This is a genomic window from Silvanigrella sp., from assembly GCF_044369315.1.
Taxonomy (GTDB): domain Bacteria; phylum Bdellovibrionota_B; class Oligoflexia; order Silvanigrellales; family Silvanigrellaceae; genus Silvanigrella.
In genome coordinates, this window is sequence record NZ_JBIPMD010000041.1 from 1 (window position 1) to 18,672 (window position 18,672).

General features: G+C 32.3%; 15 protein-coding genes. 5 read left to right on the forward strand and 10 right to left on the reverse strand.

Annotation, left to right across the window (positions count from 1 at the left end; all coding sequences use genetic code 11):
• From ACIQ56_RS05540 to ACIQ56_RS05585, 10 genes are all read right to left on the reverse strand, one after another.
• On the reverse strand, window positions 1-761 hold a 761-nt coding region (locus ACIQ56_RS05540), incomplete at its 3' end, for an ATP-binding cassette domain-containing protein (RefSeq protein ID WP_397600076.1).
• Entirely contained in the window at window positions 758-1,723 is a 966-nt protein-coding gene (locus ACIQ56_RS05545; RefSeq protein ID WP_397600077.1) for an oligopeptide/dipeptide ABC transporter ATP-binding protein, read from the reverse strand. The genes ACIQ56_RS05540 and ACIQ56_RS05545, both read right to left, overlap by 4 nt.
• A gap of 17 nt (window positions 1,724-1,740) precedes the next feature.
• Window positions 1,741-2,667, reverse strand: coding sequence for an oligopeptide ABC transporter permease OppC (gene oppC / locus ACIQ56_RS05550; RefSeq protein ID WP_397600078.1), 927 nt, complete (start codon window positions 2,665-2,667; stop codon window positions 1,741-1,743).
• 16 nt (window positions 2,668-2,683) lie between these two features.
• Window positions 2,684-3,604, reverse strand: a complete 921-nt coding sequence (gene oppB, locus ACIQ56_RS05555; RefSeq protein ID WP_397600079.1) for an oligopeptide ABC transporter permease OppB — start codon at window positions 3,602-3,604, stop codon at window positions 2,684-2,686.
• Window positions 3,605-3,703: 99 nt separating this feature from the next.
• Complete coding sequence (locus ACIQ56_RS05560) at window positions 3,704-5,359, reverse strand: ABC transporter substrate-binding protein (protein WP_397600080.1); 1,656 nt, start codon at window positions 5,357-5,359, stop codon at window positions 3,704-3,706.
• Between the two features lie 353 nt (window positions 5,360-5,712).
• Window positions 5,713-9,231: a methionine synthase gene (gene metH, locus ACIQ56_RS05565; protein ID WP_397600081.1), complete on the reverse strand. Its 3,519-nt coding sequence runs from the start codon at window positions 9,229-9,231 to the stop codon at window positions 5,713-5,715.
• A gap of 1 nt (window position 9,232) precedes the next feature.
• A complete protein-coding gene (locus ACIQ56_RS05570; protein WP_397600082.1) occupies window positions 9,233-9,523 on the reverse strand; it encodes a 2Fe-2S iron-sulfur cluster-binding protein in 291 nt (96 codons plus the stop codon).
• A gap of 34 nt (window positions 9,524-9,557) precedes the next feature.
• Complete coding sequence (locus ACIQ56_RS05575; RefSeq protein ID WP_397600083.1) at window positions 9,558-11,426, reverse strand: bifunctional homocysteine S-methyltransferase/methylenetetrahydrofolate reductase; 1,869 nt, start codon at window positions 11,424-11,426, stop codon at window positions 9,558-9,560.
• A gap of 197 nt (window positions 11,427-11,623) precedes the next feature.
• Window positions 11,624-12,343: a response regulator transcription factor gene (locus ACIQ56_RS05580; RefSeq protein WP_397600084.1), complete on the reverse strand. Its 720-nt coding sequence runs from the start codon at window positions 12,341-12,343 to the stop codon at window positions 11,624-11,626.
• Window positions 12,309-13,076, reverse strand: a complete 768-nt coding sequence (locus ACIQ56_RS05585; protein WP_397600085.1) for a sensor histidine kinase — start codon at window positions 13,074-13,076, stop codon at window positions 12,309-12,311. The genes ACIQ56_RS05580 and ACIQ56_RS05585 overlap by 35 nt, the downstream gene beginning before the upstream one ends.
• 163 nt (window positions 13,077-13,239) lie before the next feature.
• Here ACIQ56_RS05585 and ACIQ56_RS05590 point away from each other — a divergent pair, with 163 nt between their 5' ends.
• The 5 genes from ACIQ56_RS05590 to lipB all read left to right on the forward strand — a co-directional run bounded on the left by ACIQ56_RS05590 (window position 13,240) and on the right by lipB (window position 18,372).
• Window positions 13,240-15,600 carry a lytic transglycosylase domain-containing protein gene (locus ACIQ56_RS05590; RefSeq protein WP_397600086.1) on the forward strand — a complete coding sequence of 787 codons (2,361 nt, stop codon included), beginning with the start codon at window positions 13,240-13,242 and terminating at the stop codon, window positions 15,598-15,600.
• Between the two features lie 27 nt (window positions 15,601-15,627).
• Window positions 15,628-16,425, forward strand: coding sequence for a phosphonate ABC transporter ATP-binding protein (gene phnC / locus ACIQ56_RS05595; RefSeq protein WP_397600087.1), 798 nt, complete (start codon window positions 15,628-15,630; stop codon window positions 16,423-16,425).
• A complete protein-coding gene (locus ACIQ56_RS05600; RefSeq protein ID WP_397600088.1) occupies window positions 16,425-16,829 on the forward strand; it encodes a hypothetical protein in 405 nt (134 codons plus the stop codon). Before phnC ends, ACIQ56_RS05600 begins: the two co-directional genes overlap by 1 nt.
• 102 nt (window positions 16,830-16,931) lie before the next feature.
• A complete protein-coding gene (phnE, locus tag ACIQ56_RS05605) occupies window positions 16,932-17,717 on the forward strand; it encodes a phosphonate ABC transporter, permease protein PhnE (RefSeq protein WP_397600089.1) in 786 nt (261 codons plus the stop codon).
• Window position 17,718: 1 nt separating this feature from the next.
• Window positions 17,719-18,372 (forward strand): lipoyl(octanoyl) transferase LipB, encoded by a 654-nt coding sequence (gene lipB, locus ACIQ56_RS05610; protein WP_397600090.1) that lies wholly within the window; start codon window positions 17,719-17,721, stop codon window positions 18,370-18,372.
• The last annotated feature ends 300 nt before the right edge of the window (window positions 18,373-18,672 follow it).

The window sequence follows — 18,672 nt, forward strand, 5'->3', positions numbered from 1 at the left end:
TTTGTATAAGGATGTAGAGGATTTTTATATATTTGTTCACGTGTTCCAATTTCAACAGGTCTGCCTAAATACATAACCATAATTCGATCGCTAATGTGTTTTACGATACTAAGATCGTGCGCAATAAAAACGAGAGTTAAGCCAAGATCTCTTTGTAGTTTTTTTAATAAGTTTACAATTTGAGCTTGTATTGAAACGTCCAAAGCACTGACAGGTTCATCACAAACAATTATTTTAGGGTTTAAAATAAGAGCGCGTGCAATTCCAATTCTTTGACATTGGCCACCAGAAAATTCATGTGGATAGCGGTTTATATGCTCAGGAATTAATCCTACCAAATTCATTAAATTTGTAATTTTTGCTTTAATTTCATTGCTAGATAACTTGGGGTAAAAAGTTTTTAGGGGTTCTGCAATGATCTCACCTGCTGTCATTCTAGGATTTAAAGATGCTAAAGGATCTTGAAAGATCATTTGAATATCTTTACGTGCTTCTCTCATTTTGGATTTATCTAGAGCCAATAAATTTTTATTTAATAAAGTAACATTCCCTTCTGTTGCAGGAAGGAGTCGCATAATGGCTCTTGCAAGTGTAGATTTGCCGCAACCAGATTCGCCAACAACGCCTAATGTTTCTCCCTTTTGCAGATCAAAAGTAACACCATCAACTGCTTTAAGTGTTACTTTCTTAAACCAAGATCCTTTTTTTGCAATTGGAAAATGTACCTTTAAATTTTCTACAGATAAAATGGTTTCACTCATTGTTGGATCTCCAAATAACATGCTTTTTTAAGATCATTTCCAAAAGTAACAAGAGGTGGTGGTTTTACAGCGCATTTTTCTTCTGCATACATGCATCTTTCTTGAAAAGGGCAACCTTTTGGTAAATTTAATAGACTCGGTGGATTTCCGGGAATGGTAGGAAGATCTCCATAAGTTTCATCATTTAGTCTTGGAATTGATTTTAATAAACCTTGTGTATAAGGATGTTGCGGAGTGTAAAATATATGATTTACAGGACCATATTCCATTGTTCTTCCTGCATACATAACCATAACATTATCACAAATTCCTGCAACAACTCCTAAATCATGAGTAATTATGATGATCGCTGTTCCTAAATCTTTTTTAAGTTCACAAAGTAAAGTTACAATTTGAGCTTGAACAGTAACATCTAATGCTGTTGTAGGTTCATCTGCAATTAAAAGATCGGGTTTACAAAGTAGGCTCATAGCTATCATAACTCGCTGTCTCATCCCACCAGAAAATTCATGTGGATACATATCTACTCTGTTTTTTGCATCTGGTATTTTAACGAGATCAAGCATTTTTATAGATTCATTTTTTGCATCACTATAACTCATATTTTTGTGAAACATCAAAACCTCAGTCATTTGTTTTGATATTCTTAAATAAGGATTTAATGAAGTCATGGGATCTTGAAAGATCATTGATATTTTATCACCACGAATTTTATTAAATTCGTTTTGATTTAAACCTATCAGTTCATTATTATTAAATTTAACACTTCCTGTTGTTTTTCCATTTTGAGCGAGAAGTCCCATTAGGCCTAATACAAGTTGGCTTTTTCCAGAACCCGATTCCCCCACAATTCCTAAAGCTTCTCCTGGATTTAAAGAAAAACTAATTCCATTGACAGCTTTCACAAAACCATCTGGAGTTGAGAAGGAAACATTTAAATTATTTACACTTAGTAAAGTCATGAAAACACCCCAGTATATTAGCGGTCTTTTGGATCGAGAGCATCGCGTAAACCATCACCGATAAAATTAAAACAAAATAATGTAATAACTAAAAAAGCTGCTGGAAAAACCAGACGCCACCAAGCAATTGTTACGTTTTGTGCACCGTCATTAATAAGAACACCCCAGCTTGTAGCGGGTTCTTGAACGCCAAGACCTAAAAAACTTAAAAAAGATTCTGTTAATATAACTTGAGGAATTGTTAAAGTAACATAAACAATAACAATACCTAAAATATTAGGAACAATATGTCTGATAATAATAGTTGGAGAATTTACTCCACCTGCGTGAGCGGCTTCAATGAATTCTTTACTTTTTAAACTTAATGTTTGTCCTCTAACGATTCGGGCCATATCAAGCCAATTTACAGCGCCGATTGCAATAAAAATTAAAAAGATATTTCGTCCAAAAAAAGTCATTAATAAAATGACAAAAAACATAAAAGGTAACGAATAAATAATATCTACAATTCGCATCATAAATCCATCAATTTTTCCACCGAGAAAACCAGCAGTAGCTCCATATGCTATTCCAATTACAACACTGACAATACTTGAAATAATACCAATAAGAAGAGACATTCTTCCGCCATAAAGAGTTCTTGCAAAAACATCTCTACCTAAATCATCTGTCCCAAAAAAATGTAAATTTGAAAAACCTGGTGATAGACCAATGGCATTCCAATCCGTATCTTGCATTTCGTAATGAGAGAATAAAGGAGCAAAAATAACTAAAACCGTAATAAAAAATAAAACAAATAAACTAACGACCGCTGCTTTATTCCGAGACAGTCGCCGGATAGCATCTTTCCAAAGGCTTCTTCCTTTTATTTCCGCATTTTTTTCAATTGATTTTAGAACAATTGCTTTTTTATTCATGTTGGTAATACTCGGTGTGGTAGACATAAATAATTTATCCTTATTAATATTTAATTTTTGGATCTATCATAGCGTAAAGAACATCAACTATAAAATTAAATGCAATAATAAGTGCCCCTACTAAAATTACAGATCCTAAAACTAAGGTGTAATCTCTGTTTAAGGCTCCTTTAACAAGGTAACTACCTAAACCAGGAAGACTAAATATTTGTTCAACCACTACAGAGCCTGTGATAATTCCAGCTGTAGCTGGTCCAAGATAGGAAATGACAGGAAGAATAGCTGGGCGTATCGCATGTCGAAAAAGAATAATTCGATTTGGAATTCCTTTTGCTTTTGCTGTTCTGATGTAGTTACTTCTTAAAACTTCAATCATGCTTCCTCTCATGATTCTACTAATAATGGCAATTTGAGGAAGAGCTAACGCGGTAACAGGAAGTATCATATTTAAAAAAGCACCATCATTCCATCCACCCGCAGGTACCCAGCCAAGAACAACCGCAAATAAAAGAGTAAACATAGGCGCTGTTACAAAGCTTGGAATTGAAATTCCAGTCATTGACATTCCTGTTGCAATATAATCTACCCAAGTATTTTGTTTAAAAGCTGCTAGGAAACCAACAAGAACTCCAATAACAATTGCAATAAACATAGCCCAGCCACCGATCCATAAGGAAACAGGAAAGCCTTGGTTTATCAATTGATTTACAGTCCAATCTGGGTATTTGAAGGAAGGACCAAAGTCGCCTTTTGCAAGAGACCATAAATAGTCTAGGTATTGAATAAAAATAGGATCATTTAAGTGATATTTAGCATCAAGATTTGCTTGAACAGCAGCGCTTAGAACTTTTTCTCCTGAAAAAGGACCACCTGGTGCAACACGCATAAGAAAAAAAGATAAAGTAATAAGGACAATTAATGTTGGCCAAGCGCCAAGAAATCTTTTTATAGTATAGGAAACCATAAATGCCAAACCTCGACTTAAAGTAATAAAAAAATCTTTTAAAAATTAAGAACAATTAAGATTTCTAAGTAAACAATTAAGATGTTTACTTAGAATATTTTATCGACTCGCAGAAGTTAGATTGTCTATGATATAAAAATTTCTTGTATATTGATGATCTAATGGATTGTTTCCACTATGTCCACCTAAATGACTTTTTACAAGGTGAGTTGTTACGTAAGTATAAAGTGGTATTGCTGCATAATCATTCATCATAACCAAAGATGCTTGCTCAAGAATTTTGGAACGTTTTTCCAAATTTTGTTCTAAAGATGCTTTTAAAATAAGTTCATCGTATTTTGGGTTTTTATACTTTGAATTATTTTGAGGATATTTTGATTGAAATAAATCTAAGAATGAACTTGGGTCGTTATAATCTGCAATCCATCCATCTCGCGCTGTAACGTATCTACCTTCCATTCTTTCCGTTAAAAATACTTTCCATTCTTGATTTGTTAAGGAAACTTTTACTCCGAGATTTTGTTCCCACATGGACGAAAGTGCGATAGCCACTTTTTTATGTAAGGCGTTTGTATTGTAAGAGTAGGAAATTGTTAAAGGCTTTTCTTTTGAATAACCTGCTTCTTTATATAGTTTTTGCGCTTCCGCAATACGTTGTTCTGGAGTTAACTTTTCCCAAGAATAATTTTGTTGTTTGTATGAAGAAGTTCCAAAAGGAACAATATCATATGATGGAATTTCACCGCGACCTGTTACTTTCTCCGCAAGAACTTTTCTATCTATCGCCATGGAAAGTGCTTGGCGTAATTTTGGATTATTCTTAAAAGGAGCGATGCTGTTGTTAAAATCGATGAAGTACATGGATAGATAAGGCTTTGCAAATAATTGTTTCCCTAATGATTTTTTTAAATCTTGAAATTTATCGGAAGGAATATCATATGTGAAGTCGAGTTGTCCCGTTTGAAACATTTGTAATTCTGTATTGACATCAGAAATTGGAAAATAATTTACTGTATCAATCACAGTCTTGCTATTATTCCAATAATTAGTGTTTCTTTCTGTTGTTACTTTATCTCCTATTTTCCAGTATTTTAATTTATAGGGACCGCTAGAAACAAGGTTACCAGGTTGTGTAAATTGTTCTCCAAATTTTTCTACATTTGCTTTTTTTACAATCGCTAAATTTGCGAAAGCAACTAATTTTAGAAAATAGGGGGTCGATTTTGTTAACGTTATTTGAACAGTATTAGGATCAATTGCTTTTACACCTAGTTCTTCTGGTTTTGTAATGCCTGCTGCTATGCTTCCTGCATTTTTAACCATAGAAATAAGTTCGGCATAAGGAGAAGCTAGCTTGGGATCAACAAGTCTTCTATAAGAAAAAACAGCATCTTCTGCAGTAATGGGTGAGCCGTCTGAAAATTTAGCATTGGGGCGAATATTAAAGGTGTAAGTTAGACCATCTTTACTAATATCCCATTTTGATGCGATACCAGGAACGATATCTCCTTTTTCATTTTCAGTTGCAAGACCTTCATAGAGATCGTAACCAATTCTTGCGCTCACATTATCTTGTCCTTTTTGAGGATCTAAAGTTGGCGCTTCGGCACCGATACCTACATTAAATATTTGCTTTTTTGCGAGTTTGGTTCCAGCAGGAACGTCCGCTGCATATGCGTTTATTGCTAAACTAAACAAAGAGAGAAAAGCAGGGACAAAAAAACAAGTACAAACAGAAGTTTTGATTAGAGTCATGAACTCTCCGATCAGGTTAGTAAAGGGAATACAAAGAGCTATATTTTTTTATGCTATTGACTTAGTAGCCGATTATTGACCAACTGTCAACGAAAATAAGGGTTTTTTATTCAATAAATTGCCAATTACATTTGAATTAAACAATTTATATCTTGTTATGTTTGTTAATAAATAAACATAGCGATTATAATTTTATTCTTATTTTTTATAGTTAACTTATGTTTAAATTTATATGTTCTTTTTATGTTTAGATTATTTTGTGGGTTTTTCAAATTTAATTTTTATTTATAATAATGAATAATTTTTTTAGATTTTTCCATTTATTTATTTTATAAAACTTAATTTTTTATTCATCAAGTTGTAAAATATCTTGCTTGTGGATGCCATGAAACAAGAGCGCTTGTTGTTAGCTCAGGATGCATTTGGAAAGCTTCGGATATTTTTACCCCAATTCGATCTGCTTGAAGTAAATTTAATAACGTATTATTTCCTTCCATATTTGGACATGCGGGATACCCAAATGAAAATCTGGAGCCTTGATAGCCTTGGCTAAAAAGTTGCCTTAGGTTTTTTGCATCATTTCCAACAATCCCTAATTCTGTTCGGATTTTTTTATGAATGACTTCAGCATATGCTTCCGTAAGCTCTGTAGCGATACCGTGAAGATAATAATATTCCGTAAAATTTCCTTCATCATAAAGCTTTTTCGTGATGTGAGAAATTTCTTCACCTAAAGTAACTATTTGAACGCCAAGAGTATCTATTTTTCCAGATTTAATATTTTGAAAATAATCCGAAATACATAAAATTTTTCCTGATTTTTGTCTTGGAAAATAAAATTCCGCAATTATTTTTCTATTTTCTACTGGAGTTCCCTCTTGAGTGTTTGGTTCATATACAATTAATTTGTCATTTTCAGAACAAACAGGAAAATAGCCATAAATTGCTTTAGGAGTTATTATATTTTCTTCAATAAATTTTTTCTTCATTTGTTCAAATAAAGGTTGCGCTTTATTTTTTAAAATATCCGTAAATTGTTCTTCTGTCATGTTACCTTGTAAAAAACCCCAACGGCTTCTTATTAATGCGAATTCATCTATATATTCAAAAATATTTTTTAAAGGTACTTCTCGTATTTTTGTGCCCCAAAAAGGAGGAAGGGGTATTTTCTCATTTTTTCGAACCCAAGGACTTTGTCCATTTTCATCGGGTTGCATTGTTTTTTCGCTTTTACGAATCACTTTTATTTCATTATCCGATTCCTTTTTATCTGAATCTGTTCCCTTTTCTGTCGCTTTTGCATATTTACGGATTTCAAATATTTTTTCTGGTGTTAATTCTTCTTGTTTTAGGTCACAAATTTTTTCCATAATTTTTAAACTTTCAAAAGCATCGAAAGCATAAAAAACAGGACCTTTGTAAACAGATTGACATTCTTTTTCGACAAATTCTCTCGTAAGAGCCGCTCCTCCTAATATTACTGGAATGCTGTGATTATGCAGAGCCATGTATTCTAAGTTTTCTTTCATGATAGCGGTTGATTTCACAAGCAAGCCACTCATTCCAATAACATGGGCTCCTGATCCTTTATATTTTTCTAATATAGATTCTATAGGCTGTTTAATTCCTAAATTTAAAATTTCAAAACCATTATTTGATAAAATAACATCCACCAAATTTTTTCCAATATCGTGAACATCGCCTTTTACGGTTGCTATGATCATTTTTCCTTTGCTATAGCCCGATTTTTTTTCCATATGTGGTTCAAGTTCACGAACAGCTGTTTTCATTGCTTCGGCACTTTCAAGAACAAATGGCAATTGCATTTCACCTGCTCCAAAGCGTTCTCCAACAACTTTCATTCCTTCCAATAAAATATTATTTATAATGTGAAGAGGAGGGTATTTGTGAAGAGCTTCTCTGCAATCTTCAATAATAAATTGTTTTTCACCATCGATAATATCTAATTTGAGTCGTTCTTCTAAAGATAGGGAATTTCGTTTTGCAGTTTCTTGATTTAAATCTTTTTTTACATCAGAAAATTTATGAAGAATTTTTTTAAGCGGATCGTATTCATCCGATCTTTTATCAAATAATAAATCTTCAAATAATTTACGATCTTCCTCGGTTATTTTAGCAACTGGAATGATTTTTGATGCATTTAGTATTGCTAAATCTAATCCATTTTTAACAGAATGATAAAGCATTAATGAATTTAAAATTTGTCGAGTATAAGGATTTAAACCAAAGCTTACATTGGATAAACCTAATATCGTTCTTACGCCTTTAAATTTTTCTTTAATTAATCTAATTCCATCGATCGTAGCAATTGCAGATTTTCTAAATTCTTCATCACCGCTGCCTAAAGTAAATGTTAAAGGGTCAAAAATAAGATCGCCAGGACTCATTTTATATTCATGAACAACTAAATTATAAATTCGTTCTGCAATATTCAGTTTACGTTCTACTGTTTTTGCCATTCCTTCTTCGTCAATCGTTAATGCAACAATAGAAGCACCATATTCTTTACAGAGATCTAGAATTTTTCTTGCTTTTTCTTCACCATCTTCAAAGTTAATTGAATTAACAACGCATTTTCCAGGTGCAATTTGTAAAGCTCTTTCGATAACTGGAATTTCTGTGGAATCTATCATGATAGGAATATTAACTTGCGTAACAAGTTTTTTTAATAATAATTCCATATCTTCTGTTTCGTTACGAGAAACATAGGCAACACAAACATCTAATATATGTGCTCCTTCTTTTAGTTGACCTTTTGCAATTTGAACAAGGCCATCATAATCATTTAATGCAAGTAAATCGCGAAATTTTTTAGAACCATTTGCATTGGTTCTTTCTCCAACATAAAGAGGTTTTGGTTCTAAATCTAAAGGAACACTTGTGTATAAACTACTTACACTCGTTTCGTATTTTCCTTTTCTTTTACCTGGATTTAAGCTACTTGCCTGACTTACTAATTCTTTAATATGTTCGGGTGTTGTTCCGCAACATCCACCGATCACATTTAGTGAAAAATCCTTCGCCATAGTAATCACTTTAGTGGCAAAATCGATGGGGCCAAGAGGATAAACTGTTTTGCCACTTACATTTTGTGGTAATCCTGCATTAGGTAACACGCTTAACGCGAATGAAGAAGATTCCGCAAGATAGGCAATATGTTGTCTCATTTCATCTGGGCCCGTTGCACAATTCATGCCTAAAACATCGACGCCTAAACATTCAATTGCAGTTAAGGCAGATTGAATATCACTACCTACTAGCATTGTTCCAGATGTTTCTATAGTTACTTGAGTCCAAATTGGAACTTGTTTATTTACTTCGTTCATTGCTTTTTTTGCAGCTCTTACTGCAATTTTAACTTGATTAATATCTTGGCAAGTTTCAATTAAAATAACATCAACACCGCCTAATAATAATCCTTTCATTTGAGTATAATAACTTTGATATAAAGTTTTATAATCAATTTGTAACAATGTAATTAATTTCGTACCTGGTCCAACACTTCCTATAACATATTTAGAACTTTGAAAGCTATTTGCAACTTCTTTTGCTAATTTTGCGGCTTGTATATTTAAATCGAGAGTTCTATTTGCAATTCCAAACTCAGATAAAACAATTTCGTTACAACCAAATGTATTTGTTTCAACAGCATCGGAACCTGCTTGAAAATAATTATGATGAATCTCTTGGATCCAATTTTTTCTTCTTTCATTTAAGAGTTCAACGCAGCCATCAAATTCGATTCCACCATAATCTTCGATGGAAGGATTGTGATTAAATATTTGTGTTCCCATTGCGCCGTCAAGAATAAGAACTCTTTCTTTTATTGCATCTGATATCGTTTTTTTCATTTTAAAGACCTATATAGCTAATAGAACAATTTCCATTTATTCGAATTTGACAACCTAATCTTTCGTTTGATGGTGCTTCTATAGACTCTAAAAAATCTTTTTCTTCTCTTTCCAAACTTGAGATATTTTCCATTCCTTTTTCAACTCGAATGCGACAAGTTCCACATGTTCCGTTACGGCAGCCAAAAGTAACATCGGCTTCGCTTGCTTGAACAATTTCTTGAAATGATGCGCCAACAGGAACTTCTACATCCATATCTTCTAATACAAAATGAATTATTGGTTTTGACATAAGTATTTCCGCTGTTTATTTAATAATTTTAAAATTAAAAAAGTTTTAAAGCAAAATCAACCATTCCAAGTGGAGCACTAATTTGTAATCCTTGAACGGATGATTTAATTTCTTCAATTAACTCGCGTGCAATTAAAATTCCTTCTTCCATTTGTTCGTCAGCGGTTTTGCATTTGCGCATACGTTCAAGAACTTTATTTGGAACATAAACACCAGGGACTTCATTGGCCATAAATTCTGCATTACGAATGCTTTTTAAAGGCCAAATACCAGCTATAATCGGAATTGAAAATTGTGATGAAAATTCTAAAAAACGAAATAAAGATTCGGAGTCAAAAACGGGTTGTGTAATTGCCCATTCTGCACCAGCTTCTACTTTATATCGAAAACGAGATTTTTCTTTTTCAATATCGGATGCCACAGGATTTGCGCCCACACCAACACTCATACAAGTAGGACGACCAATACTAGATCCGCCAAGGTCTAGACCCGAATTTAATCTTGTTACCATGTTTACAAGACCAATCGCGTCAATATCAAAAACTGCAGTTGCATTTGGATAAGGTCCCATTTTGGGGGGATCTCCTGTTATGCAAAGAATATTTTTAATTCCTAAACCTGAAGCTCCTAATAAATCGCTTTGAATGCCTAATAAATTTCTGTCTCGACATGCATAATGTAACACAGTTTCAATACCAATTTCTCTTTCAATTATACATGCAGTAGCAAGTGAGCTCATTCTTGCTGATGCTCTTGGACCATCGGGAATATTAATAGCATCAATATTATTATCTTTGCATATTTTAGAGCGCTCTAATATTCTTTCAATTTCTAATCCCTTAGGAGGGAGAAGTTCCATACTGACAACAAATTTTCCATCGGCTATTTTTTGGGACCAATTGCTTTGTAACGTTCTTGGTACGTTAGTTGTATGGACATGGATTGGATGTTCAGAAATATCTGTTACCTTATGCTCGGTCATATCAAACGCTTTTGCTTGTCGAATGGCACCGGACATAATTTTAGTATGAGCAGGTGAAGTTCCGCTACTGCCACCTAATAATTGCGCTCCTTTTAAAAGAGCCTGTCTTGCAAATTCGCCCATGTATTCTGGGCTTGCCATGTAAATTAAACGACCATCAACCATGCGAGGTTGACCTGCATTTGGGTAAAGAATAATAGGTTTTTTTGTTGATTTTTTTATTTTCTTTAATAACTCAATCATGGGTGCAGGGCCATTTCCGCCATCAACACCAACGACATCGGCTCCCCATTCATCTAATTTTCTAATAAACCATTCAGGTTCTGTTCCGTATAAACTGTAACCTTCTTCGTTAATACTCATCATGGCAATAATAGGAAAATCATCTAATTCTTTTATTGCTAATATGGCTTGTTGAATTTCGGATAAATCTGGGAAACCTTCTAAGATAAAAAGATCGACTCCACCTTTAATAAGAGCGCTAGCTTGTTCTTTAAAGATGGTTTTTGCTTCGTCTAGAGAAGTTGGTCCCCAAGGTTCGATACGAACACCAAGTGGCCCCATTGTTCCTGCGACCCAGCAGTTTGTTCCCGCTGCTTTTCGAGCAATTTTAGCTCCTGATGTGTTTATTTCTTTTATTTTTTTTTCTAATCCAAAAGACTTTAATTTTAAAGAATTTGCTCCCCAGGTATTTGTACTGATAATTTGAGCGCCAGAGTTAATAAAATCAGAATGAATTTGATATACTAAATCGGGTTGAGAAAGATTTACTTCTTCAAAGGAGCGATTAATAAAGATACCTTTTTCATAAAGTAAGGTACCAGTTGATCCTCCTAAAAGAATGTATTCTCCTTTTTCGAGGGAAGATCGAAACGAACGACAACACAAAAGTGGTGTTATAGAAACAGCGGCTTTAGTCATATATTGACCCACTCCATATAATTTTGTCTCACAGTGGATAACCACACAACGCAGCCACAAAGGGCGAGAGAACAAAAGAGTTTAGGTAAAGCAAAACAAAATTGTGTTTTGCCCAATGTCGATTAACATTGTAAAAAAATTATGACATGTATTTTATGGCACGGCAAGATGCGAGTATTTTTAAATCGATTAAAATTTCAATTTTTATTTTCGGAAATATAAGTGTAACCCACCCCGCGAACAGAAATTATAAATTCTGGTTTTGCAGCATTTTTTTCAATATATTTACGAAGCTTTCCTACAAAGACATCAACCGTTCTTGTTTCAATTATCGCATCATATTGCCATACTTTTTGAAGCAAATCATTTCTTGTTAATATTTTATTTTCATTTTCTAAAAAAACCTGAACAAGCAAACCTTCTGTTGGGGAGATGCGATGAATGACGCCATCATTTCTTGTTATTGTTAATCTTTCGGGGTCAAAAATAGAGAGACCAAACTTTTTAGGAGTTTGAATTCCATCTGTTTTATACCATTTTTTACGTTGAACTAATCTTTTTACTCTTAGTATAATTTCAGAAAGATTAAATGGTTTTGTTACATAATCATCAGCGCCTAACTCAAAAGCCTTTATGCGATCATTTTCTAAACTTTTTGCGCTTAGCACTAATATTGGAATTCTTTCAGCAAGAATTCGAGTTTTTTTTAAAATTTCATATCCATCTAATTGAGGAAGCATAATATCTAAAACAATTGTAGAGATTTTTTCAAAATTAATTTTAATAAACTCAATTGCCTCTAAACCATCTGAGATAATAATAACCTCAAAGCCTTCTGCTTCAAAATTAAATTTTAATCCATCGCCAATTGATTCTTCATCCTCAACAATGAGGAGAAAGTCTTTGGAGTTCGACATAAAATGTTGTTCCTTTATGTAGTCCATCGCTTAAAGCGAAAATTTTTCCATGATGTTCTTTAACAATAGATTGGCATACAGATAAGCCAAGTCCTGAACCTTGCACCTTCATTTTTGAATTTCTTTCAATTCGATAAAACTTTTTAAATATTTTTTTTAAATTATTTTTTTCAATTCCAAAACCATTGTCTTTTATAAAAACTTGTAAGGAATCTTTTTTTAATAACACCCCAGCTTGAATGAGCCCACCTTTATTTGTGTATTTAACTGCATTATCAAGTAAATTATCAAAAAGCATCGATAAATGGTAAGGGTTTCCCCAAATAAAATGTGCATTTTCTTCTTTTAAAGAAAGGTTTTGAAATTCAAAAGTTCGTAAATCACCAAAACGATCTCTTACTTGATTAAAACATCCTGTTAGCAATTCATTTAAATTAATTCGACTATGTGCTAAGGAAGATTTATCAGATTCGAGTCTTGCGGAAATAAGTACGGTATCAATTAGTTTTTGCAACCGCTCTGTTTCTTTTAGAGTTCTTGTTAAAAATTTTTTTCTTTCTTCTTCAGGTACGTTTCGAAGTAGCATCGTTTCTGCATAAAGGCGTATACTAGCAAGAGGAGTTTTAAGTTCGTGGGTAACATTGCTAAGAATGGTGTCTTGCATTTTTGTGATTCGAGATAAACGTCTTTGGCTAACAAAAATCATATACAATGCTATTAGTATGAAACCCATTAAGATGCATCCTTGCGAAAGGATAACCCACTGACCTGAACTTGTGGCAGGTACGGGAATTTTTTCGATGAAGCTATTTATCTCTTGGCTTCTTAGGATGTACCATCTAATCCAGACAAACATTAATAGTCCCCAACAAATTTGGGCGAGGATAAGAATTGATATGGGATGCAGAAGCCATTTAAGTTTTTTAAGCATGCTCTTCCTTTATGTTTTTGCCTATATAGGCGGCATTTGTATTATACAAAAATCTTTCGCTGGAGAAAGCACCAATTCAGAAATCATGGGTAAAAAGTATATCACTTTTTATCAAGATTTTTTAAAACAAAAAAATCAACAAGAAGTTAAATCACTTGAAGAAATTAAAAAACAGGCAATGAAAGAAAAAAAGGGAGAGGATCAAATCTATTCCTATCTTGGCCTTTTAAATCTTGCTGTTGATGCCGATGAAAAATCATATATTGATGTTGCAATTAAATATTTAAAGCCTAAAAAGGCGAAAATGAATGAAATGCAGTCTAATTTATTTCGAATTTATTATGGTGAATATTTATACAAAATAAAAGATTACTCAGGGACAATTTTGTTATTAAAATCTTTATCAAATAAAAAAAATACAATCACTTTTCCATTATTAGCTCCTTTATACTTAGATGCTTTATTAGACTCCGGATTAAAAGCAGAAGCAATTGAATATTATAGAGTTCATTCTACTATAATAGATCAAAATACAAATTGGGAAAAATTAAATGATGTTTTAGTAAAATTAGCACAGGCTGCTATGTTTTTTAATCAACCAAATTTAACATTATCTTTCTTAAAGAAACCTTTGTTATTTTATCCATTAGAAAAATCGGGAAGAGAGGCTATGAACATTCTTTCAAAAATAGAATGTTCAGGAGGAAGTTTAGGAAGTTTATATTTTAGAGAAGAAAATCTTCAATATTTATCTAGAGAAGTATATAAAAGAATTGGGAAACAAGCAGACTCACGCAATTATATATTAGCATTAGTTGGAATAAATCCATTTAATCCTATTCCAAATAGACCTTCAGATAATTTAAATCAACAAGAAAAAGAAAAAATATTAGGTATCATTGATCTATTAATATCTGCAAGAGAATATGATATAGCAGAGCTTTTGTTAAACTATTTATCATCTTCCAAAGCATATAATGACTTAACTATTAAAGATAAAATATTAGATATGCAAGGAAGAGTATATAATGCATTAAATCAACCGAATAATGCAGCTCAATCCTATTACAAACTATTCACAGAAATGCCAAATTCAAAATTTGCGGATACGGCAAGAACAAAATATGCGATGTCGTTACATTATGCTGGTAAACATTCTGAATCAGCTAACTTTACAAATCAATCGAATCTTTTTAATGCAAGAGAAGATCAAGATTGGTTTTTATTTTGGCAGTATTATTTATCAAATCAATTAAATGATGCAGAAAAAGTAGGTAAAAATTTTTTAACACAAAATAAAAAAGAATCTACAAATACGAAATTTCAATATTGGCTGGCATTAATTGATAAAAAAAATGGTGATAAAGAAAAATATAGTAAAAAATTAACTGAAATATCTCAAAAAAATTCAGATTATCCTTATCCTATTTTTTCTAGATGGAGACTTAAAAATTCAAGTCAAAAAAATTTAATGAATGAAGGGTTAAAATATAAAGATTTTTATACTTCGAAAAATAATCCTTTTATCAAAAGAAAACTTAAAGATAAAAACCTAGAGTATATAAGAAAACTTGTGTCCTATAATTTAAATGATGTTGCTATGATTCATATTAAAAAAATAAATTTGAAAAAATTAAAAAAGAATCAAATTATAATGCTTGCTAATCTTTCTTATATGGCTACTGATTATAAAATGGCTTCTGATTTAGCGAGAAATAATTTTCCAAATACGCTTGATGAATATGGTGCAGATGAAATTTGGACTGAAAAAACAAATTATTGGAAATTAAATTTTCCATTGGCTTATTGGAATGATGTTCAAAATGCATCCAAATTAGCTAATATTGATCCTTTTTGGTTATTATCTATTATGCGCGCAGAATCTCTTTATTATCCTTTGGCAGAAAGTCCGGTTGGAGCTATAGGATTAATGCAAATTATGCCATATACAGGAATAAATATTTCAAAACATATTGGTAAGGAAAATTTTAATATTAGTTTATTAAAAGAACCATCACAATCGATTGCATATGCAGCCTGGTATTTAAGAATGTTACTTAAAATATATAAAGGGAACTACTTGCTTGCTACGGCCGCTTATAATAGTGGCCCAGAAGCAGTGAATCGTTGGATAGGTCAAAATAATTCTTTATCAATTGATGAATTTTATGAAAATATACCATTTCAAGAAACAAAAAAATATGTATCAAAAGTCATGGGATACCTTGACATTTATTATCGAGTCCAACTAGGAAATAGTGAGGGTTATAATCTGGAATTTGGTGAGTCATTACCAGATCCATTTACAAAACTAAATATTTTCTAATCGAAATAAAATTAAAGGGGTTACCGTGTGACATTACAGACGGAGCAAAATCATAATTATATTTTGCAAGTGAATAATCTTGTCAAAACTTATCCAAATGGCACAAAAGCTTTAAAAGGAATAAGTTTTAATGTCCCCAAAGGAGCTTTTCTCTCTGTAATTGGTCTATCAGGATCAGGAAAATCAACATTATTGCGTTGCATAAATCGAATTCATGAACCCACTTCGGGTTCAATTTCTTTTGAGGGACAAGAAATAACTCATGTGAATGAGTTTAAATTGAGAGAAGTTCGAACTAAAATAGGGATGGTTTTTCAACATTTTAATTTAATCAACCGTCGCAATGTTTTAAATAATGTTTTAATGGGTCTCCTTGGTCAATTTAATGATCATTTTTTAGGAGGTATTTTTAAAAAATGGCCTCAAGAATGGATAGATGATGCTTATGAAGCTTTAAAAATTGTCGGAATTTCAGATAAAGCTTTGGTACGAGCCGATGGACTGTCCGGTGGGCAAAAACAAAGAGTTGCTATTGCCCGCACTTTAGTTCAAAACCCTCATTTATTACTTGCCGATGAGCCTGTAGCCTCTTTAGATCCAACAACAAGTTATTCCGTAATGAATTATTTAAAAGATTTAAATCAAAAAAGAAATATTACAGTTGTTTGTAATTTGCATTTTTTAAGTTTAGTTCGTGATTATTCAACACATGTTATTGCATTAAAAAATGGGGAATTGGTTTTTGAAGGAAAGCCAACCGATATCACAGAAAAATGGTTTAAAGATATTTATGGAGCAGATGCTCGAGAAGTGGAGATACATTAATGAAATTCCCTTCTTTTATTCCAATGATGGAATCCAAACGCCAAAAAAGAGCGGTAGTTGGTCTTTTTATAGAAATGTTTGTCTTGGCTTATTTTATAATATTTTTAGGTAAAATTCTTATATTTTCTATTTTGCTTCCTTTTATAGAAAACTTAGCATACTCTGAAGCTCCAAATTCCATTGCATTAAATTTAATTCAAAAAATAAATTTTGATAGCCGTTACTTTGAATTTCCTTGGAAGTGGTTTTTTATCTTATTTGCAATTGGTGCTGTTATCGGTTTTTTTATTTCTTTAAAATGTAAAGGTTTTGGATCTTGGATTGCAAGTCTTTCTAAATTACAAGTTACAAATCCAGAAGACTCAATTAAATTAAATCAACATTGGAAATTTGCAAGATTCTAAGCTTATATATTAGTTATTATTACTCTTGTAACAGGTTTAGTTTTAATCAATGTAAGTGTTTCAAAAATATTGCAGATTGATGGTTTATTAGGAGCGGGTCGATTGAGCTTGCAACTTGCCTGTGGTGTTCCTGGTGTAGGAGAATCCATTAGCTCTGTTTCTTTATATGATGGATTGCAATGGTTTTTAAATTTATTTGTAAAAGCACATAATGCAATTTTTATAAATAAGGCGGAGTTATTTCAAATTCAATGCATTCCAAACGATTTAACTTATTTTAGCAAAGCGTTAGGAAAATTAGCGGAGTCTATTTATCTTGCCTTTATTGCCACATTTTTTAGTGTCCCTGTAGCTTTTGTTTTATCTTTTTTTGCATCACGGAATTTAACGAGACATAGTTATTTAATGAGATCTTTTTACTTTTTAATTCGTTCTTACATGAATATCACTCGTTCTATTGAGCCGCTTATTTGGGCTATTTTATTTTCGGTTTGGATTGGGATAGGTCCATTTGCGGGCGCTATGGCTCTTATGGTTCATAGTGTTTCTAGTTTAGTGAAACAATACTCCGAAGCGGTTGAGGGAGTTGATGAAGGACCTATTGAGGCACTTCAAGTAACAGGTGCAAATCGAATTTCTGTTGTTTGGTATGCTGTTGTTCCTCAAGTTATTCTTCCCTTTCTTGCTTTTACAATATATCGTTGGGATATCAACGTTCGTATGGCAACCGTAATTGGTCTTGTTGGCGGCGGTGGGATTGGAAGTATTTTAATTCAAGAACAAATGCTTGCCAGATGGACACAAGTAGGAAGTCTCGCCTTTTTAATTTTTTTAGTGGTTTGGGGAATGGACTTTCTTTCGGCAAGAATTCGTGAGGCAATTCAGTAGTATGGAAATTAAGTATTTAGGATTGTTACCTTATGGTGATGCTTTAGGTTTAATGGAATCTTTTCATTCTGAAATATCTAAAAATTCAAATCAAGAAGGTGTTATTTTAGTTGTTCAGCATCCACCTACAGTAACAATGGGTAAAAGAGAATTATTAGATGACATGCTCATACCTCCTGAGCAACTCAAATATAAAGGTGTTGCTTATCATAAAATTGATAGGGGTGGCAGTGTCACTGTTCACGAACCAGGACAAATTGTTATTTATCCTATTTTTCATATTGATAAATATCGCCATACGGTTCGTTCCTATGTAAATTCTTTGGAAGAAGCCATGATTGAAACCGCTGCTCATTTTGGAATTATTGCAAATCGTGATGAAATAAATCCAGGTGTTTGGGTTGGGCAAAATAAAATTGGTGCCATAGGGATTCGAATTAAAGATAAAGTAACGAAACATGGAATTGCATTTAATGTAACAAATTCACTTGAAACTTTTTCAAATATCATTCCCTGCGGATTAAAAGGCAGAGGGGTAATCAATTTAGAAATGGCTGTTAGAGAATTAGGTGATAAAAAAGATTCTGTTTTGGTTGATTATCAGGAAGTAGAACAGTATTTAGCTGAAAAAATCAAAGGGAAGTTAATAAGTTAAAATTTATAAATCAGATTTTACTTTTAAATATAATAATATAATTTATGATAGTTTCAACTAAATTATATACTACGCTAAAGCATTTTAATATCTCACTAATTTTAAAGATATAATATCTCTTTGAATTTATTAATATGGTCTATTTTGATTATTTGTTATTTATTTTCTAATAAATTAAAATTTTTAACAAATTTGGTATGATCCCCGAAAAGTGGACTATTAAATTTCATAATTTTCTTCATATTCTAAAGGTGCATGATAATCAAGGGCAGAATGAGCACGAATTCGATTATAAAACAC